This is a genomic window from Treponema sp. B152, from assembly GCF_024181665.1.
Classification (GTDB): Bacteria; Spirochaetota; Spirochaetia; order Treponematales; family Treponemataceae; genus Treponema_B; species Treponema_B denticola.
Map to the genome: position 1 here is coordinate 1668297 of NZ_CP058668.1, position 19642 is coordinate 1687938.

Below are 19642 nucleotides of genomic sequence, written 5' to 3' on the forward strand. Positions count from 1 at the left end.
AATAAAGAACTTCCCGTTATCCCTGTTTACTCAAACAATTACTATGACCTCTTTACGGATAAATTGGAAAACTTCCATACCACAGCTTTGTGGAACTGGGCAAGAGCTTTACCCGAAGCAAATTGGAAAAAATAATTAATCCAATACTGATTGTTTAACTCAATCATAAGACCTCTTGTTTAATTTAAGCGGAGGTCTTATTTTTTACCTAAAGGAGATTTTATGGCAAATAATAATGTAAGCGGTTCAAAATCGCTGTTTGAAATCCTTTTTCCATATGTCCGGTATATATTCAAGCGTTTAGTATCGATAATTCCGGTATTAATAATCATGTCGGTTGCGATATTTATACTTATCAACCTGATGCCGGGAGATCCCATACTGGCAATGCTTGATCCCGAAAAGACCAAGGCTATGACGCCGGAAGAAAGAGCCCTATATATTGAAAACATGAGAAAATTTTTAGGATACGATAAGGGCCCTGTAGAAAGATATTTTTTATGGATGGGCGATACTTTTCGAGGAGAATTCGGTTATTCGATAAAATACAATAAACCCGTAAATGAGTTTATAGGAACATATATAAAACGGTCTTTTAGAATAAATATTTGGGGCTTTCTTTTAGCCTTTTTAATTTCGATTCCGGTAGGAATCACGGCAGCGGTAAAAAAGAACAGCCTTTTTGATAAAACCGTAACGGTTTTGACAATAATAGGAATATCACTGCCTTCGTTTTTCTTGGCATTACTTTTAATAATGATATTTGTTATCTTTATGAAAATTCTGCCGTTTTCCGGAATGTCGGATCCGAGAGGAATCCTGCCCAGCTGGCATTATATCATATTACCGGTTACGGTAGTTGTTCTTACCTCTCTTGTAGGCCTAATCAGGTATATAAGGTCCGCTATGATAGACATCTTAAAATCCGATTATATAAGAACGGCAAGGGCAAAAGGTCTTGCAGAAAAGGTAGTTATATACCGCCACGCCTTCCAAAACGCTTTAATACCGGTTGTTACCCTCATCGGTTTATCAATACCGGCTCTATTCGGCGGTTCCATAATAGTAGAGAAAATATTTGCTTATCCGGGAATGGGATTATTGATGAATTATTCATATAGTTTTAAAGACAGGGCGGTCTTACAGACAGTACTTTTGTTTTTTGGCTTTCTTACATTGTTGGGAAACATCTTTATAGATGTAGGATATATGGTCGTAGATCCGAGAATTCGGGAAGGAAAGGTTTAAATGGCTAAAGAAGAAGACAAAAATTTCAGTGAAAAAGACGAAGTTATTCTATCCCCTACACAGCAGATAAGAATTAAATTCAAAAATAACAGACTGGCTATGATAGGCTTTTATATGTTTGTTACAATAGTCCTCCTTGTTGTAGTAACTCATTTCTATACCAAATTCACAGGCTATGATTTTGCAAAAACCGATCCTACAATAAGAAATAATCCGCCTTCTTGGGCACACCCCTTCGGAACGGACAAATACGGACGGGACACCTTTATGAGGGTTCTCGAAGGAGGTTGGATTTCTTTACAGGTAGGCTTTTTATCTACATTTATGGCAATAACCATAGGCTTAACTATGGGTGCAATTGCTGGTTTCTTCAGCGGAATGGTGGATAATATCATTATGAGGATTATTGAAATACTTTCCTCATTCCCCTTCTTAGCGATTGCCTATACAATTTCTGCTATATTTAGGGAAGAAGCGCCTGAATTTAGGCTCTATGTAATAGTTATAATCCTAGGATTTTTAAGCTGGACAGGTTTAGCCCGATTGATAAGGGGACAAATCTTGGGTTTAAGAGAACAGGAATTTATTGTAGCTACAAGGGCTTTGGGTATAAAAAGACGGAACCAAATTTTACGCCATCTGGTACCCAATGTGTTGCCTACCGTTGTAGTATCTGCAACCCTCACTTTTGCATACTCAATTTTGAATGAAGCATTTTTATCATTCTTAAACCTATCAGTAACGGAACCTATCCCGACATGGGGAGCTCTTTTATCGAAGGCGGCCGAAAACAGCACCAGCCTTAGAACCTTTTGGTGGATTTGGGTATTTCCCGGAACAATGCTCTTTTTATTTATAATGAGTATAAATCTCATCGGTGAAGGGCTTAGGGATTCTATCGATCCGAAAGCCGAATATACCACCAAAAAACAAAGAAAAGAAGCAAGGGCAAGGCGAAAAGAAGAAAAAATCCTTGCAAAACAGGCTAAGCAAGCAGCAAAGGAGGCGGCTGTATGAAAAATCCTCTACTTGAAGTTAAAAATTTACATACATACTTTTTTACGAATAAGGGTACGGTAAAAGCCGTCCAAGGTGTAGATTTTACAATCGAAGCCGGTAAAACTTTGGGAATAGTAGGAGAATCGGGTTCAGGCAAATCCATTACAGCCTTTAGTATTCTCAACCTTCTCGAATATCCGGGTAAAATTGTTCAAGGAGAAATAAATTTCGGCGGAGTAAACCTTGTAAATTTAGACAAACATGAAATAAGAAAAATCAGGGGTAACGATATATCGATGATATTCCAAGAGCCTATGACCTCTCTTAACCCCGTTCACAGGGTAGGAAGACAGCTGAGCGAGCCTTTAATTCTTCATCAGCACATGTCAAAAAAAGAAGCATGGGCTGCCGCTATCGAGCTTTTGCGGGAAGTAAAAATCCCCAATCCGGAAAATGTAGTTTATAACTACCCCTTCCAGCTTTCGGGAGGAATGAGGCAGCGCGTAATGATAGCCATGGCCTTGGCTTGCGAGCCCCGCCTTTTGATAGCCGATGAGCCTACAACGGCCCTTGACGTTACAATACAGGCACAGATCTTTAAGTTGATGAACGATTTAAAGAAAAAACACAACACCGCCATCATGTTTATAACCCACGACTTGGGTGCCATTGCAGAATTGGCCGATGATGTTGCCGTAATGTACACGGGAGAAATCGTTGAAAGGGCTCCCGTAGATGTTATCTTTGATCGACAGACTCAATTTTCTCATCCTTATAAGGAAGGCTTGCTTGAATCAATCCCCCTCTTGGATGAAGAAGTAGAATATCTCGCTCAAATTCAAGGAAGTGTACCTCATCCTCTTAAACTTCCCAAGGGCTGTAGATTTTCGACAAGATGCGAATATGCAACCGAAAAATGCCGAAACGAAAAGCCCGAATTGGTTGAAGTAGAAGAAGGACACTTAATCAGATGCTTTTATCCGAAATCAGGAGGTAGACATGAGTAAGATATTATTGGAAACTCGAGGCCTTAAACAGTATTTTCCTACCGGCAAAACACGAAACGAGCGAAAGAACCTCAAAAGAACAGCAAACGAAGCAATAGATCTTTACAAAAAAACGTTTAATGCTGAAGCCGGCATAAATCAGCTTATTGATATGCATAAAAGCGGTAAGGACCTCGGCAAGGAGCTGACAGACCTAATTTTGGACTATGAAACCTATTCAGCCCTACACGGCCAAAACTTGTGCGTAATCGCCAATGACGGTATAGACCTCATTATCCATGAAGGAGAAACCGTAGGTCTTGTAGGAGAATCGGGCTGCGGAAAATCAACCTTAGGCCGCACAATCCTAAAACTTTACAAGCCCACAGCAGGCGAAATCTTTTTTGAGGGCGAAAACATTACAAATTACAGTGTAACTCAAATGATGCCCCTACGAAAAAAGATGCAGATTATCTTCCAAGACCCCTACTCCTCTCTTAATCCTAAGATGACTGTAGGACAGATCATAGGCGAGGCCCTGCTTGAGCATGGAATGTTCAACAAAAAAGACCCCGCATATGAAAAATATGTAAAAGAGATAATGAATACCTGCGGCTTGGCAGACTATATGATTTACAGATATCCTCATGAATTTTCAGGCGGCCAAAGACAGCGCATAGGTATAGCACGGGCCCTCGCATTAAAGCCTAAATTCATAGTATGCGATGAAGCCGTTTCGGCCTTGGACGTATCGATTCAGTCCCAGATCATAAACCTCCTCAATGACTTACAAAAAGAATTCCACCTATCCTATTTGTTTATTTCGCATGACCTATCGGTTGTAAAGCACATAAGCGATAGAATCGGTGTTATGTATTTGGGAAATATGGTCGAATTTACCGATAAACGCGAGATGTATGCCAATCCTCTTCATCCTTATACAAAAGTCCTTCTTTCAGCCATTCCTGAAACGGACTTACAGAAGATGAGAACAAAGAGGCGAATCTTATTGGAAGGAGACATTCCGTCCAATATCATCACGCCCACAGGCTGTAAATTCCATACAAGATGCCCCATTGCAAAGGATATATGCAAACGCGACGTTCCTCAATTTAAGGAAGAAAAGCCGGGACATTTTGTTGCATGCCACTTTAGCGGAGCGGAGCTGTAATGTTTTTTAGAGACCATGAGCATAGTTTAAAGTCAAAAAGGCGTCAAGCTATGGAAGAAAAGGAAGAATTGAATCATCTGCGGGAAGAAGCAAACCTTGAAAAAGGAGATGTGCCTGCCTTGATAATCGCAGCCCTTACAACCCTGCTGCCCATCGCAGCTATAATTGTATTAGTCTATTATCTGATATCAATGTTCGTCTTCGGCTAGAGCCTTAAACAAAAGGGATGTTCCTTTAAGGAGCATCCCTTTTTTCTCATCCTAACTTTAACAAAATAATCAAATTTACTATTGAAGGAGCGGCCTAGCCCGCTTCTCCGGTTTTTACCTTGTCAAGCTTCATTTCTTTTCCGGCAACCAAGAGCTTTTTGCCCTCAATTTTAGGAATATAATCTTCTATTAAGATGGGAGCTGCAAAGAAGGTGTCTGCATTTATCTCTGCCGGTTTTTGTGCGTAAAAGGCTTTTACGACCTCGGGGTCGGAAGAATCGGCATCGCCTTCAAGGATTACGGGCGTTCCGGGAGCAGCCCACGGGGCTTGAAGAAGCTCGACATGTTCTTTTTCTTCTTCATCATACCAGCTTGCCGCCAAAAGCATACCCTTCGACTCGATACCGCGCATTTTTCGTGGTTTTAGGTTGTCTGCAATTATGACGGTTTTTCCCAATATTTCGTCTTCCTTCAAAAAGGGTACAAGACCTGAAAGGATTGTTCTTTCTTCGCCGGAGCCGTCATCAAGCTTTTCGATGTAGAGCTTGTCGGCATCCGGATGCCTATCGACGGATATAATCTTGGCAGTTTTTAAGGCAATCTTTTTTGAAAAAAGCTCGGCCGGGGAGAGTTTAACTTCCGGCTTTGCAGAAGAAGCCGTATCGGATTTTGAAGCACCTCCGTCCTTGCAAGCTGAACAGCCTTCTTCCGATTTTTTTCTGTCCTTTTGACTACCCGAATAGCGTTCGCGATAGGCATCGATGACCTTGTTATCGAGAGTCTTAAAGATGATTACGGGGTTTTCTACCGTTTTAAGCCCTGCCCTTTCACCTAAATTTTTCCATGAAAGGAAGACTCCTTCCGGCTTATTAAATTGCGGGTCCTTACCGTCAAAGATATTTCCCGACCAAATCTTTTGTCCGAAAAAGCCTGCGGCCTGATCGGCGTATTGGGGCATGTAGGGATGAATTAAAATTAAAATATCCTTTATAAGATAGCAAAGCTCGGACATAAGGGCTTCGGCATATTCAGGATCGGTTTCACGCCTTTTCCAAGGCTCTCCATCTTGAAAGGCCTTGTTTGCAACTGAGGAGAGGGCAAAGGCTTCATGGAAGGAATCCCTAAGCTCGGCCCAGTCGGAAAGCTCCGTTATTTTTTTGAAGCTCGCAGAGGCGGCCTCCCTTAAAGATTTTACCATGCTCTTTATATCCTCCCGACCGGATTTTGCTCCGTCAACTTGAGGTATTTTACCCTCATAATAGCGGTGAACAAAAGTGGCAGTCCTGTTTACAAGATTGCAGAGGTTTCCGATAAGCTCGCTGTTGACCCTCTCCTGAAAATCCTTCCATGTAAACTGGGTGTCGTTCTTTTCGGGGCGGTTATAAAAGATGTAGAACCTCCACATATCGGCAGGGATACCGGATTCTTTGGCATCATTCCCGAAAACGCCCACTCCTTTCGACTTTGAGAATTTTCCGTTCTCGTAATTAAGGTACTCGGTGCCGGACATGTGAAAGAGTTTTGTCCAGTTTTTTCCGGAACCTATGAGAGAACAGGGGAAGATTACCGTATGGAAGGGAATATTATCTTTTCCGATAAACTGAAAAAGCTCTACATCATTTTGATCAAGCCACCATGTCTTCCAATCCTTTCCGGCAAGGTCTGCCCAGCACTTTGTTATCGAAATATAGCCGATTGGAGCGTCAAACCATACATAAAAAACCTTGTCTTCAAAGCCTTTTTTGGGCACGGGGATTCCCCATTTAAGGTCCCTTGTGATAGCCCTTTCTTGAAGGCCGTCCCTAAGCCAGCTTTTTGACATTTGAAGAGCATTGTTTGACCATCTTCCCTCCTCTGCTGTCTTAGGCATCCACTTTTCGTACTCCGGTACGATTTTGGGAAGGTTTATATAAAGATGGGTTGTAGAACGCACTTCGGGAGATGCCCCGCAAGAAGAACAACGGGGTTCTTTTAAATCGGTAGGATCTAAAAGTTTTCCGCAATGCTCGCACTGGTCGCCCCTTGCTCCGTCATAGGAACACGAAGGGCAGGTACCCAATACATAGCGGTCGGCCAAAAAGCGTTTACAGGATGGGCAGTAGAGCTGTTCTATAGTATGCTCGGTAATATAGCCGTTTTTATCGAGGTCATTAAAGATACCCTGAGTTATTTCGGTCTGCTGCGGTGTAGAAGTTCTTCCAAAATAGTCGAAGGCAATATTAAACCAATTGTATATTTCAGCATGAATTGCATGATAGAATGAGCATAGCTCTTCGGGGCTCTTTTTTTCTTCGAGAGCCTTTGTTTCGGTGGCGGTGCCGTATTCGTCGGTGCCGCAAATATAAAGGGTTTCATATTCTTTTAAGCGGCAAAAGCGCGCAAATACATCAGCGGATAATACTTGAATTAAATTTCCCAAGTGGGGAAAATTGTTTACATAGGGCAAAGCCGAGGTTACTAATTTTCGTTTCATGGAAATGATTATGGATTATTATCAAAAAAAAATCAACTACCCGCATTAGTCTGCGGTTAGTTTTAATCTGCGGAAAAACGGAAGAGGCAGGAATCGAACCTGCCATTGCGAATTATGCAACCTACGGTTTTGAAGACCGCGGGAGCCACCAGACCCCATCTGCTTCCGCAAGGACTATACACAAAATCAGCGCTTTTGTCTAGGGGTTCTCCTGATAATACTGTGCTTATACTAAACTCTCAATAAAACGGTACCTTCTGCATCCGAATATTTTGGATAGGTTATAATTTCCAGCCCCATTCCAAGGGAATCTAAATAATCGATTAATGTAGAAATCTTCAAATCTTTTCTTTTTTCAATTTTTGATACCGAAGATTGAGAAAAATTAGCCATCTCAGATTGTTTTATATTTTGCCCTTCTCGAAGCTGAGCCAGTCTTATCGCCATAATATCTTGTTCAGCTTTTATATAAGCTCTTTTTACTGATTCAGGATTCATTTTACTTTCCATTATTTTAATAGCATCTTTCATTTTCAAATCTCCCTCTCATGTGTCTCAATAATTTTTTCGGATTCCGCAATTAAATCCTTATAAAATTTATTTTGATTTTTTCCTTTTTTATCTCCTCCCATAAGAAGATAAGCATTTCTTTTTTTATCAAAATAATAAGCTACTCTTAAAATATGAGCTTCCGTCTTATTTCGTAATTCTTTAAGATTTTTGTATTTTTTTGATCCATGTAAAGTATCAGAATAGGGACGCGGTAGATTCGGTCCAAATTCTCTCAATAGAATTACTCTTTCCAACACAGCTTCTTTACTTTCGTCATCCAAAGTATCAAACCAAGTTTCATATTCCGGAGACATATCTACTTCCCACATAATTTAATTATATTCACTTAAGTGAATACTGTCAAGATTCCTCTTGATAATACTGTGCTTGGGCGTTCCATAATTTGCTGTAAAGGCCGTCTTCCGCTAAAAGTTCTTCGTGGCTGCCTTCTTGAACTATGCAGCCTTCGTCAAAGACCAAAATATGGGAACAAAACTTACAGGAAGAAAGGCGGTGCGAAATATACAGGGAGGTTTTGTTTTTTACAAGGCCGTCGAATTTGGAATAGATTTCGGCTTCTGCAATGGGGTCGAGGGCGGCGGTAGGTTCGTCCAAGATTATGAGGGGAGCATCTTTATAAAGGGCTCGGGCTATTGCAATCTTTTGCCCCTCCCCGCCTGAAATGTTTACGCCTTCATCATCGAAGTTTTTATAAAGATAAGTTTCTTCCGCATTTTTAAACTTAGAAAGATCGAGGCCGGTATTTTTTAAAACTTCCAAGACCTTGAGTTTATCGTAAGCCTCTCCGCCCGAAATGTTTTGGGCAAGGGGGAGAGCAAGTAGTTTAAAATCTTGAAAGACTACGGAAAAAAGATTTAGGTATTCTTTATAGTCATATTCTTTTATATTTTTTCCGTTAAAAAGAATTTCGCCTTCTACCGGGTCATAGAGGCGGCAGAGGAGTTTTACAAATGTAGTCTTACCGCTCCCGTTTTTACCGACTACGGCAAGCCGCTCGCCCTGCCTTAAAGTAAGGTTTAAATTCTTTAAAACGGTCTTTTCGGAATCGGGATAAGCAAAGGAAACGTTTTTAAATTCTATAAGAGGCTTATCAAGCGGTTGATAATTGACCGGAGCATTGTTCATACACATTCCGCTTTTTATATCCAAGAAGTCAAACACATCCTTTAAAAATTCCCTATTGTTTTTTGCCTCCCCTGCAACCGTAAATATTTCGGTGAGGGCAGAAGAAAGGGCTGTGATGCTTGCCGCATATTGCATGAGGTTTCCGGCGGGGAAAGCTCCTCCTAAAGCCTTTAGTCCCACAAAGCCGTAAATGATTATTAAAAGAGAGGTAGAAATAAAGGCCGATAAAAAGGCAAAAAAGCCCATCTCCTTTTTTGCATACTGTGACATCTTTCCGCCCGGTACAAAAATATTACTGGAAGATCTTATTATGTTACCCTGTCTTTGCTGGCCGTACATACGCACATCCATTGCTCGGTTTTTTTCGTTAAAGAGCCTAAAGAAAAAACTAAACACCCTGTTTCCTTCTGTGGCATCCTCCGAAACAATTGCCCAGTAGGAATCGGACATTGTTTGAAGCTTAGCAGGAATGAGAATTAAAAGTACAATACTAAAAAGAATTACAAAGATAAACAAAGGATTGTTTAAAAAGGCCAATTCGGGACTTTGAACCTTAAAACTAAAAAGGCTTATACTCAAGGCGAGCGAAGTAATAACTGAAGTAAGATGTGTAGAACACTTTGGATAGATCCAAAGGATTTTTTCCAAGCCCCAGCCTCCGTAATTTGTATTTTGCCACATCCTTGTATAAATCTCATTTGTTTTCGCGGATTCAACATCTTGAAAGTCCATGCTTAAAAACTTTTGAACATAGATATCTTGCAGTTTATAATCTACGCTCCGGCCTTCATAGTTTGCCCATCTTTTAAATAAGGAAGAAATAAGCATACAGACGGCCGTTAAAATAAGAGAGAGTAAAACCAAAGTTTTGATTTTTGATAAATCTCCTTTCCCCGAATAAATTAAAACAAGCTCGTTTATAATTCTTGCCGAAAAGAAAATACCTATAAAGGGCAAGAGGCTTGTAAAAACTTTTTCTCCAAGCACGGAAATAAAAAACAAAGGCGCCTTTTTGAAGAGAAGCAAAAAAGCCCGCCGATTCAAGCCCTTGTTATGTCTTTTTTTATTATATTCTTTTTCAGTTTTCATCAGATTTCCCCTAAACTTTCAGGCAATTCTTTATCCTGTTCTTCCTTATAATACTTGCTTTGTACTTCAAAAAGATGAGCGTACTCCCCGCCCTTTTTTAAAAGAGAATCATGGGTGCCTTCTTCGATTATTTTTCCGTCCTTTATAAAAATAATCCTGTCACAAAAGCGGGTGGAAGCAAGCCTGTGCGAAATAAAGATAGAAGTTTTGTCCTTCGATAAATCGTTATACTTAGTATAAAGCTCATGCTCAGCGATAGGATCCAAGGCTGCCGTCGGTTCATCCAATATTAAAAAGGGCCTGTCATTGTAAAGAGCCCTTGCAAGTAAGAGCTTTTGAGTTTCGCCGCCTGAAAGTTCTACGGCATCAAAGAAAATGTCCTTGCAAAGACGGGTTTCTTCTTTTTGGGGAAGAGTTTGAACCTTATCGTAAAGGCCTGAAAGTTTTAGCACCTCTTCAATCCTCTCCTTGTTAATGCCTTCTCGGCTTTGTGCAATGTTTACGGCAATACCGGTAGGCAAAATAGAAAACTCCTGAAAGACCGCACTAAAGCACTTATAGTATTCGCTTCGGTTAAATTCTTTTATATTTTTTCCGTTAAACAAAACCTCTCCTTGAGTAGGATCATAAAGCCCGGTAATCAATTTTACAAGGCTTGTTTTTCCTGCTCCGTTTAAGCCGACAATTGCAAGCTTTTCTTTGGGCTTCAAAGTCAAATTGAATCTATCCAAAACAGGAGTTCCGCCTTCCGAATATAAAAGGCATACATCTTTTAGCTCGATGAGGTTTTCTTTTTGTAGAGGAACTTTTTCACCTTTTTCAAATAGATAATCTTCTTTAAATTCAAAAAATTCTCTAAGGCGGGAAATATCCAGACTCTGTTTATGCAAAACGGAAAACCGATTTAAAATACCGCTCACCCATTGAGTAAAAGTTCCCGCTGCGGCAAAATAAAGAATAAATTGGGGAACGCTTATATTTTTTTGTAAGACAAGACTTATCAGCCAATAATAAATAAGACCGTTCCGCAAAAAAGTTAAAACAAGGTCTGCAAGGTCGGCAAAAAAATAACGCTTTTCTCCTTTGAGGTGAAAATTACTGTAAAGCCTTAAATGCTTTTCATATAATTCTTTAAGCCAAGCATCCATTCCGAAAAGGCGGATATCCTTTGCAAGCTGCTTATTTTTTCCGGTTTGGGTTATGTAGCGTAAATGATTTACATGTTTATTTTCTTCATCACGCCTCTTATACATCCAAGAGTTTACACTGTTGGTGATAAAAAAACTCACGCAGGTTGTCAAAATCGTAATTAAAATTATATTAAGGTTTAAGGAAGCAAGGATAACAAGATAGATGATAAAGCAAAGAAGGTATTGAAGAAGTTCCTGCAAGGTAGTCCAAACAGCTTCGGTTGATTTCGAGTTACCGTCGGTAACATCCATAGCCTTATTTTTCTTTGCTTCAAAATCCTTATTATCCAAGTTATTATAGGAAGTGTTCATCGCCTTACCGCCTATCATAAAAATAAGCTCACTCCTAACTCCAATCCGCCCGAATAGATGGTTCGTTTGCAGATAAGAGAGGAGCCCGCGTAAAAGCATTAAAGAAAAAGCAAAGGCAAAAATAGTTATTAAAAGATTTTTAATGGAAGCATTGCTTTGAATAAGGCTCAAAACGGCAGGCGCAAAAAATATCGAAATTAAATTATCTCCCGTATATAAAAGGGATTCCAGTAAAATCAAAACAGGCACAGACTTATATGTCCTAAAAGATGTTTTAAGCATAAACAAAACATTGCTTAAAATCCCGTATTTTATAGGTTCTTCTTTCTTTTCCTCTTTTTCCATAGGGAAAGATGATAACACAAATAAAGGGAAGTGTCAAAGGCAGATAATTTAACCGCAGAGGACGCAAAGGACGCTAAAATCTTTTTCTAATTTACTATTTTTTTCAAATAATAACTATAAATATCTTTGCGTAGACAACCTTTAAATTTCGCTCAGAACCTTTGTTTCCTAACTCAACCAAAGAATTGACCAGAAACTTTGTAACAATGCGGGATTCCAAAGGGCTGCAAGTCCTTTGGCAGCGCGAGGAAAAGGGATGGGGTCAAAGGGGAAGGGAAAAACCACCGCCCTGACTTGAAAAGCCCGTAAGGGAACGGGGGGTTGTCCCTTCCCCTTTTAGAGGTTATAATGAATGCAGAAGGCTTTAAAAACACTAAAGACAAAGAATTAAAGGAATTTTTAGAATATCTTAAAACAGGCAAAACAAAGAGTGAATTTACAAGGAGGATAGAAGAAATGATACAAACAGTAAAACAAAATGAACAGGCAAGGCAAGAATATAAATTAATGTCAACTTTTGAGATGGATATTAAGGATAGGGTTAAGCGGGAAACAGCAAAACTTATGAAAAACAGAGGTTATCCCATTTCCGAGATTTTGTTAATGACCGGACTTCCCGAATCAGAGATTGAGGAACTGTAAATTAGGGGAAGTACAGCCGGCGAAGCTTCAAGGCGTACAGCCAGCGAAGCTTCAAGGCTAAGACACTTTTTCGGAGAAAGGTGTTTCACCTTGAAACTGTTCAAAATTCTAAATATTAACTATCATCTCTTATTTTGGTGAAAACTGATCATTTTCAACTACAACAAATTAAATAGTTAATGCAACACCGCCACGAATGGCGGTGGTTCCATTCTTGCGATGTTTTGCCGTGAGGCAAAACTCGAAACTCAAAATCGGACACGGATGCAGCTGGTTCCATGCAGAAGCGACGTTTGAGGCTTCGCCTCAAACTCGACGATGAAAAATGTACAAGGACGTACATTTTTCATCAGGGGCACCAAGCCAGGCGGAAGCCAACATCTTCGTACCTGTTGTCGGGGCCGTTGCCGAGCCGTATACCGACGACACAGTACTCCGCGCCATAGCGCCAGCCGCCGCCGCGCAAAACACGGTAAGAGCCTGACGCAGCACCTTGAGGATCGGTAACAATACCGCCTTGCTTATAAGCAGCATCGTTTGATGCAGGGTCATCATTATGCCGATCAAAACACCATTCCCAGACATTCCCGCTCATATCATATAAACCGAGTGCATTCGCCCGCCTTTCTCCGACCGGATGAGTTTTATAGTCTGAATTACCACTATACCATGCAACGGCTTTTGTCTCATCCGCATTATTCCAGTCAGCTTTGGCTCCGCTTGCACTGTTTAGCTTAGTCAGCCATACCTCACTACCACTTTCGCCGTAGTCTGTCGCATTTGAATTTGTGTTGTCATTTTGCCGGCGGGCAGCATATTCCCACTCCGCTTCGGTCGGAAGTCTAAAGCCTTTTTTACTCATATCGGCATAGGCTGCATCACAATCAGCTGTTGCCGTTGCGTCTTTTAATACGGTAGGGTCGGTTTTGCTTTTGCGGTATACGCATTCGGTTTCGGAGCCTTTTGTCTTTTCCGTATACGCATTACACCACACTATGCAGTCCCGCCAGCTTACCATTGTTACAGGATGATTTTTGTTTGCTGTAGGAGGCTTGCCTATGTTTGCATAATTGGGATGATAACCTCCGCCGCCTGTGCCGTCCCAACCTTCAAGCCCTTTGTTTGCAAAGGTGTAGCCATTACTTTCTGCCCACTTACGCACTTGATACCATAACTCGTACGTTACCTCTGTTTTGCCCAGCTTATAGGGGCTCAGTTTTACCTTCCGGTCTTTAATAAATACGCCTTTCCAACGTTCGCCATTTCCTGGTAAGGTGTAGTCAGGGTCAACGCCTATTATTCCGTTTGCAGGCAGGGTTATTGTTACAAAGCCGTCGCCTGAGTTACCACCTCCGCCGGAACTGCCGGAGTTACCTGAGTTTCCTACTCCGGAGCTCCCGCCTCCTCCGCCGCCCGCGTTGTTGGGGCAGCCTGTAAAGACCAGTGCCAATATTGCGGCTGTGATGAGTGCCGCGGCTCCCTTAACTGTGAAGGCTTTTGCCTTCTTGTTATTTGGTTTAAACTTTATCATAGGTTCCTCCTGTCAAAGTTAATTTGTAATTTAACCGCCGAGCGGTCTTAACCACCGCCATCCGTGGCGGTTTTAAGGGAATCTTTATAAGGACATCCTTAATAATCCTTTGGTAAATTGAGCAAAGCTCAACTCTTGACATGCATTGTATTTATAACTGCTGTCGGTGTGTTTGTCTATCATTACGCTACAGTGTAACATGTTTCCACACAAATATCAACCTTATCGTAATATCAATTTTATCAAATTTGTAATATCCTAAAATTAAAAAAAAACGATTTTCTTTCGTTGACAAGCTCTAATTTTATCTCTATTATATAACCCAAGATTTAGTAGGGAACCTCAAAACGGAAAAAAGGATATGTACAAAAAAGACTTGGATCTTACCGAAGGCGTAATTTGGAAAACTTTGATAATATTTACTCTTCCCATTTTGGCAGGAAACTTTTTTCAGCATTTATATACGGCAGCCGATGCCGTCATTGTCGGGAAGTTTACAGGCAAGGAAGGGCTTGCGGCAATCGATTCCGTTTTAAGTTTATTAAAACTGCCGATAAATCTTTTCAGCGGACTTTCGGCGGGAGCAACGATTATTATCTCTCAATTATTCGGTGCAAAAAAAATCAGGGAACTCTTTTCTGCAATCCACACTTCAATAGGACTAACCCTTATTGCGGGCATAGGCCTTTCGATAATCGGAGTTCTTATTTCTCCCCTGCTTCTTTTTATGATGGGGGTTCCTCAAGATATTTTTGAGATGACATTGAGCTATGTCAGAATTTATTTTGCGGGAATGGGAGTCTCCCTTTTTTATAATATCGGTTCGGGAATTTTGCGTGCAATGGGAAATTCCAAAACACCCTTTTATGCCCTGATAGTTTCTTCAATATTAAACGTAATCTTAGACCTAATCTTTATAGGAATCTTTAAGTGGGGAATCGGAGGAGCAGCCCTTGCGACCGTGCTTTCACAGCTTATAAGCGCAGTAATAATTCTTTTTGCTCTCACCAAAAAAACGGGATACTGTCCATTGCTCATTAGCAAGATAAAAATTGACAGGTTTTCTTCTGCCAAGATCGCAAGGCTCGGACTTCCTATCGGCATACAGTCAGCCTTCTTCCCCATAGCCAATATGATAATTCAGGCGACTGTAAACGGTACGGGAACGGACAACATTGCGGCTTGGGCGCTTTGCGGCAAGCTGGACTTTTTAATTTGGATATTACTCGAAGCCATGACCACATCGGTTGCAACCTTTGTTGCTCAAAATTACGGTGCAAGAAAATATGACCGCATTACCGGAGTTGTGCGGATAGGGCTTATTATGTCCGGCATCATAATAGGAAGCATTTGTGTAATGCTTTATTTTTGGAATGTACCTTTGGGGAAACTTTTTATCAACTCAAAGGATTACGAGGTTCTTATAATAAGCGAAAAACTTATGCATATCCTTGCGCCCTTTTATTCGGTCTTCATCTTTACGGAAGTTTTTTCGGCGGCCATCCATGCAACGGGAGAAACTTTTAAGCCCATGTTAATAATCCTCCTCGGAGTTTGTGCCTCCCGCATTGCGTGGATATTTTTATTTGTTCCTATAAACCCTGTAATCGAAATGATTGTTCTAGCCTTCCCTATTTCATGGACTTTGACAAGCATTATATTTACGGTCTATTATTTTATCTACAGAAAAAAATTATATCAAGTTCGATAATAGCTTATTTTAATCACACCTTAAACTTTGCGATTTCCGAAGCAACCCCGGAAGCCGTTTCTTTATTCACTCTTGCAGTATCGCTTACTTCCTGAATATTCTTATTTACCTGCCCTACCCCAACCGACATCTCTGTCATCCTTTGAGTTATATTTTCCGAAAGGGAAGAAAGAGTTTTAAGCTCTTGTGAAATTTTTTCTATCTTTAAAAGCATTTCATCGGAACCCTCCTTTACAGCTTGGCTTACCTCTTCCATTCCGTGTATTTCGTGTAAGACCGCCTCTGCATCTTTAAGCTGCTCATTCATAGTTCTTATCATTCCGTCTTCATGGCGGTAAATAAAATCCATCATAGAACTTATCTTTTCAAACTGCTCGAAAACACGGGGACCGGCACCGTTTAGATTTTCGATTTTGCTTTTTAATTCTTCCAAAACCTTTGTAATATTTTTACCCTGCTCACCGGATTCTTCGGCAAGTTTTCTGATTTCATCGGCTACAACGGCAAAACCCTTTCCGGCTTCTCCGGCATGAGCAGCTTCAATTGCAGCATTCATTGCAAGAAGGTTTGTCTGACTTGCCGTATTTTGTATAACGGAAATTGCATCTAAAAGCCCCTCAGACTGCTCGGTTACGATTGCAGTAATATCTACGACGGATTTTACGGTTTCTTTTCCTTGATGGGTTGCCTGTTCAAGCTCTTTAATGGCTTTTAAATTATCTTGCGCTTTTCCTCTTACACCCTCAATATTTGAAACTATTTCTACTACAGCCTTTGTAGAAGACATAAAACTTTCAGTTTGAGTGTCGATATGAACATCAAGCTCTGAAATACCTTTGGATATTTCATCTACCTTGCTGACCGCATTTTCTACACTAGAGTTTTGAGTGAGAACCTGTCCTCTAACCCCTTCAATATTTGCCGTTATCTCATTTAAGGCGGCTGCGGATTCTACCATATTGGCAGATAAATTTTCGCATATTCCCTGCATCTTATCGGTATGCTTCCCAATATTTGCCAAGGAAGCACTAACTTTCTCTATTGCGTTATTTAAAACCGAGGTTATACTTCCAACTTCATCATTTGAAACATCAGCCCTTATGCTAAAATCTCCTTCAGCTATTTTATTAAATACGGAATTCATTTTGGCAAAACGTCCAAAAAAGACTCGCAATAAAAAAGAACTGAGTATCAACATAATTACCAAAATTGCAAACGACCATATAAAAGGTAAGCGTAAAATTAAAAGTATAGAGGGAACAAAATCCACCATAGGAGCAAAAAGCACAATTGAATAAGGGAAATTTTTTAATTGTTTTTTTGCAATAATGACCTTACCTAAATCTTTATCCATGCAATAATAAAGCTCGGAAATACCTTTAACCGGAATAAGACTGCCGGTAATAAGTTCTATCTTTTTTCCGATTAAGTCGGAGTTTGAGGATATTATAACCTCATCATCCTTTCCAATAAAGCCCAGCCAGGAATTATCACTGGGTATGGATTTTTTCATTTTTTCTACAGCCTTATCCAAATTAACGGCCACACCTGCAAGCCCTAAGGCTTCTCCTCTATTATTAACAACTTTATAATCAAACCAAAAATTTACGGTTCCTAAAGTTTTATTGTAGTCAATGTTATAAAAGATCTCTTCTTTTTTCTTTAAAATATCATAAAACCATGAATCAGCCGAATTATCTTTAGATAATTGGTCCCGCACAATATTTTTATTTTTATCAACTGCATAATAAGAACCGGTCAATCCCGAAGCGGCAAAACAGGTACTGAACTTTTCATCACTTGCCAAGCTTAACATCATGGTTTTGATATCTTCACCGACTTGTTCATCCTCTTCATAAGATTCAAACCACCTTATTAAATTATTCTGTCCTGCAAAACTTTTTGAAAGAACTAAACCGCTTTCAATATCTCTTTGCAGCTCCGAAAAGGAAGAGTCCAAAATATAATGAATATTTTTATAAAAAATACTTTCTATAAACGATCTTGTATAATAAATGGTTGAAGTTAAAGCTCCAAATACAACAATAACCAAGGTAAGCGTCAAAAATAAATTGACCGATGTCCTAATTTTCATTATAGCCCCAAAATAATTTTATTACTCATTGTAATATATTTTATCAAAATTATCTAGTAACTAAAGAAAAAATTGCAATGAAAATTCTTAATTAAGATTTCAAAAAGATATTGGCAACATCATTAAAATATATTATAATAAGGGTGTGAGCTTTTACGTAAAAAAAATTGCAGATAAATATCGTTCTCTCCTCATTTTTGCAGTCATAATGTGCTGTCTGCCTTTTTTTTCTTGTGTAAGCACAAAAAAAGCGGTTGCGGAAGATAAGCCCATAGGTTCTATAGAGCAAAATGGAGCAGGCTTAAAGCCTATAGGAGAAGGCACTATTCTTTCTCTCCCCGGAAAGGATGAACTTGCCGAAAAAAAGCTCGATTCAACCCTTGCAGCCCACATCGAAAAAGGCTCCCCTGCAAGCCTAAAAGAGGCGGTTCTTTTTATTCAAAATGACAGCAAGGGCCTCACAAACGAAAATAAACTTTACCTAAAAATAATTGCAGATATAATGTATCTTGTATATCCTTTAGAAACAAATGGAGTCAAACCGCCCCTCTATGCTGAAGATGAACCTTATTTACAGGCTCTAAAAGAGGTAAAATCCGGATTATATCCTGTTTCAACAAAAAAAGACGGCTTTTTAAGCCTTATAATTCCTACATTGGTTTTAACATATAACGATTTTTCCGACACAACGCTTGCACAATATTCCGAGGATATAGAATCAAGGCTTATGGAAGCTCAAAAGCTAAGACCTCAGTCAGTCCTGCCCCATTATCTTTTGGGTCTTTTAAAAGAAAAAAACAATAAATTGACAGAGGCCGTTGCCCTATACCAAAAAGCTTGGCAGCTTGACTCCTCTTGCTATCCTGCCGGTTTTAAATACGGGCACTTTGCTGCCGAATCAGGTAACGGAGCTGAAGCCTTAAAAATCGCCGATACGCTCAACTCCTCATACAAAGACAATACTGAAGTCAAACTCTTATATGCTCAAGCCCATATAGCAAAAAATGATTTAAACAAGGCTTCGGAAAATATCGTATCGGTTCTAAAAAAAGAACCTGAAAACATCTCTGCCCTTCTTTTACGGATAAGGATATTGATAGAACAAAAAGAGTACCTAAGGGCAAACTCTCTTTTGGATGCCTATTCAACCAAAAACAAAACTGCAAAAAACTATCTTCTATATAGAGCCCGTGTAACAAAAGAATGGAATAAAAATCTGATTCGGGCATCCGAATTTTTAACCGAAGCTTATAAATACTACCCTGAAGATTTTAATGTTCTTTTAGCATGTGCGGAAATTTGCTTTGAAGCCTCAACCAAAATAGACAATAAACCGGCAGACTTTTTTATCCGCAAGGTCTTGGAAGCTTATCCAAAAAATACGGCAGCCTTAGCCCTATTGGTAAAAAACGATATTAATAACGGAAAATGGGCACAGGCAGTAGAATCGGCTGAAGACTTAGCCGCGAAATACCCCAGCGATGCAAACAAAGAACTTCTATTAACCTCATACCTTGGTGCAGGTCAAACATCAAAGGCACTCAGCCTTGCAAAAAAGCTTTATGCAAATACAAAAAATCCTTCAAACTCCTTTATAAACCTCTACATGGAAGCTTTATATGCCGGAAAAGATTATCAAACCGTAAAGCAGGTAATAAATCAAAAAATAAAGGGAGCCGATTCGCAGCTTAAATCGATTTTGTATTACTATAATGCAAAATTAGAACAAGGGAATTCGGGTGAATATTTAAATTTTCTACAGTCAAGCCTCTTGTCAAACCCGCGAAACAAAGACTCCCTTTTTGCTATGTATGAATGGTATTTAAAAACAAAAGATTATAAAAAAGCAAAATATTATCTTGGTCAAGTATTGGCCTTAGATCCTTCAAATAAAAACCTCGTCAATTTATCGGAAAACCTGGATAAATTACTTGCCGATTAGC

15 protein-coding genes and 1 tRNA gene are annotated in these 19642 nt (G+C 39.8%); 8 read left to right on the forward strand and 8 right to left on the reverse strand.

Going from position 1 to position 19642, the window contains the following annotated elements; genetic code table 11:
- The first annotated feature begins 222 nt into the window (after positions 1-222).
- The 5 genes from HYB91_RS07755 to HYB91_RS07775 are packed head-to-tail and all read left to right on the forward strand — an operon-like array spanning position 223 to position 4613.
- Positions 223-1248: an ABC transporter permease gene (locus HYB91_RS07755; protein ID WP_253719464.1), complete on the forward strand. Its 1026-nt coding sequence runs from the start codon at positions 223-225 to the stop codon at positions 1246-1248.
- Entirely contained in the window at positions 1249-2265 is a 1017-nt protein-coding gene (locus HYB91_RS07760; RefSeq protein WP_002677544.1) for an ABC transporter permease, read from the forward strand.
- Entirely contained in the window at positions 2262-3254 is a 993-nt protein-coding gene (locus tag HYB91_RS07765) for an ABC transporter ATP-binding protein (RefSeq protein WP_002677543.1), read from the forward strand. The genes HYB91_RS07760 and HYB91_RS07765 overlap by 4 nt, the downstream gene beginning before the upstream one ends.
- A complete protein-coding gene (locus tag HYB91_RS07770; RefSeq protein ID WP_002677542.1) occupies positions 3247-4404 on the forward strand; it encodes an ABC transporter ATP-binding protein in 1158 nt (385 codons plus the stop codon). Before HYB91_RS07765 ends, HYB91_RS07770 begins: the two co-directional genes overlap by 8 nt.
- A 50-nt stretch (positions 4405-4454) precedes the next feature.
- Positions 4455-4613: a hypothetical protein gene (locus HYB91_RS07775; protein ID WP_252508194.1), complete on the forward strand. Its 159-nt coding sequence runs from the start codon at positions 4455-4457 to the stop codon at positions 4611-4613.
- A 94-nt stretch (positions 4614-4707) separates the two neighbouring features.
- Here HYB91_RS07775 and metG read toward each other — a convergent pair whose 3' ends face one another.
- From metG to HYB91_RS07805, 6 genes are all read right to left on the reverse strand, one after another.
- Complete coding sequence (metG, locus tag HYB91_RS07780; RefSeq protein WP_002677540.1) at positions 4708-7086, reverse strand: methionine--tRNA ligase; 2379 nt, start codon at positions 7084-7086, stop codon at positions 4708-4710.
- A 78-nt stretch (positions 7087-7164) separates the two neighbouring features.
- A tRNA-Sec gene (locus tag HYB91_RS07785) sits at positions 7165-7253 on the reverse strand.
- Between the two features lie 64 nt (positions 7254-7317).
- Complete coding sequence (locus HYB91_RS07790) at positions 7318-7617, reverse strand: helix-turn-helix domain-containing protein (protein WP_002677539.1); 300 nt, start codon at positions 7615-7617, stop codon at positions 7318-7320.
- Positions 7618-7619: 2 nt separating this feature from the next.
- Complete coding sequence (locus HYB91_RS07795; RefSeq protein WP_002677537.1) at positions 7620-7952, reverse strand: type II toxin-antitoxin system RelE/ParE family toxin; 333 nt, start codon at positions 7950-7952, stop codon at positions 7620-7622.
- 46 nt (positions 7953-7998) lie between these two features.
- Entirely contained in the window at positions 7999-9873 is a 1875-nt protein-coding gene (locus HYB91_RS07800; protein WP_002677535.1) for an ABC transporter ATP-binding protein, read from the reverse strand.
- Positions 9873-11720, reverse strand: coding sequence for an ABC transporter ATP-binding protein (locus tag HYB91_RS07805; protein ID WP_002677533.1), 1848 nt, complete (start codon positions 11718-11720; stop codon positions 9873-9875). The genes HYB91_RS07800 and HYB91_RS07805 overlap by 1 nt, the downstream gene beginning before the upstream one ends.
- Before the next feature lie 348 nt (positions 11721-12068).
- Between HYB91_RS07805 and HYB91_RS07810 the strand changes: the two genes are divergently transcribed.
- The gene (locus tag HYB91_RS07810) at positions 12069-12362 is read left to right on the forward strand and encodes a hypothetical protein (protein WP_002677530.1); all 294 of its coding nucleotides are present in this window, start codon (positions 12069-12071) and stop codon (positions 12360-12362) included.
- Positions 12363-12711: 349 nt separating this feature from the next.
- Here HYB91_RS07810 and HYB91_RS07815 read toward each other — a convergent pair whose 3' ends face one another.
- Positions 12712-13893 (reverse strand): formylglycine-generating enzyme family protein, encoded by a 1182-nt coding sequence (locus tag HYB91_RS07815; protein WP_002677528.1) that lies wholly within the window; start codon positions 13891-13893, stop codon positions 12712-12714.
- Between the two features lie 361 nt (positions 13894-14254).
- On the opposite strand from HYB91_RS07815, the gene HYB91_RS07820 reads away from it, so the two are divergent.
- Complete coding sequence (locus tag HYB91_RS07820) at positions 14255-15604, forward strand: MATE family efflux transporter (protein WP_002677526.1); 1350 nt, start codon at positions 14255-14257, stop codon at positions 15602-15604.
- A 13-nt stretch (positions 15605-15617) separates the two neighbouring features.
- Here the strand turns inward: HYB91_RS07820 and HYB91_RS07825 are convergent, their stop codons facing one another.
- Entirely contained in the window at positions 15618-17699 is a 2082-nt protein-coding gene (locus HYB91_RS07825; RefSeq protein ID WP_002677525.1) for a methyl-accepting chemotaxis protein, read from the reverse strand.
- Between the two features lie 145 nt (positions 17700-17844).
- On the opposite strand from HYB91_RS07825, the gene HYB91_RS07830 reads away from it, so the two are divergent.
- Entirely contained in the window at positions 17845-19641 is a 1797-nt protein-coding gene (locus HYB91_RS07830) for a tetratricopeptide repeat protein (RefSeq protein WP_002677524.1), read from the forward strand.
- Position 19642: the final 1 nt, after the last annotated feature.

Bases quoted from the DNA above. Each gene is read 5' to 3' on its own strand.
- HYB91_RS07755 (WP_253719464.1), top strand. From the start codon at position 223: ATGGCAAATAATAATGTAAGCGGTTCAAAATCGCTGTTTGAAATCCTT.
- HYB91_RS07760 (WP_002677544.1), top strand. From the start codon at position 1,249: ATGGCTAAAGAAGAAGACAAAAATTTCAGTGAAAAAGACGAAGTTATT.
- HYB91_RS07765 (WP_002677543.1), top strand. From the start codon at position 2,262: ATGAAAAATCCTCTACTTGAAGTTAAAAATTTACATACATACTTTTTT.
- HYB91_RS07770 (WP_002677542.1), top strand. From the start codon at position 3,247: ATGAGTAAGATATTATTGGAAACTCGAGGCCTTAAACAGTATTTTCCT.
- HYB91_RS07775 (WP_252508194.1), top strand. From the start codon at position 4,455: ATGGAAGAAAAGGAAGAATTGAATCATCTGCGGGAAGAAGCAAACCTT.
- metG (WP_002677540.1), bottom strand. From the start codon at position 7,086: ATGAAACGAAAATTAGTAACCTCGGCTTTGCCCTATGTAAACAATTTT.
- HYB91_RS07790 (WP_002677539.1), bottom strand. From the start codon at position 7,617: ATGAAAGATGCTATTAAAATAATGGAAAGTAAAATGAATCCTGAATCA.
- HYB91_RS07795 (WP_002677537.1), bottom strand. From the start codon at position 7,952: ATGTCTCCGGAATATGAAACTTGGTTTGATACTTTGGATGACGAAAGT.
- HYB91_RS07800 (WP_002677535.1), bottom strand. From the start codon at position 9,873: ATGAAAACTGAAAAAGAATATAATAAAAAAAGACATAACAAGGGCTTG.
- HYB91_RS07805 (WP_002677533.1), bottom strand. From the start codon at position 11,720: ATGGAAAAAGAGGAAAAGAAAGAAGAACCTATAAAATACGGGATTTTA.
- HYB91_RS07810 (WP_002677530.1), top strand. From the start codon at position 12,069: ATGAATGCAGAAGGCTTTAAAAACACTAAAGACAAAGAATTAAAGGAA.
- HYB91_RS07815 (WP_002677528.1), bottom strand. From the start codon at position 13,893: ATGATAAAGTTTAAACCAAATAACAAGAAGGCAAAAGCCTTCACAGTT.
- HYB91_RS07820 (WP_002677526.1), top strand. From the start codon at position 14,255: ATGTACAAAAAAGACTTGGATCTTACCGAAGGCGTAATTTGGAAAACT.
- HYB91_RS07825 (WP_002677525.1), bottom strand. From the start codon at position 17,699: ATGAAAATTAGGACATCGGTCAATTTATTTTTGACGCTTACCTTGGTT.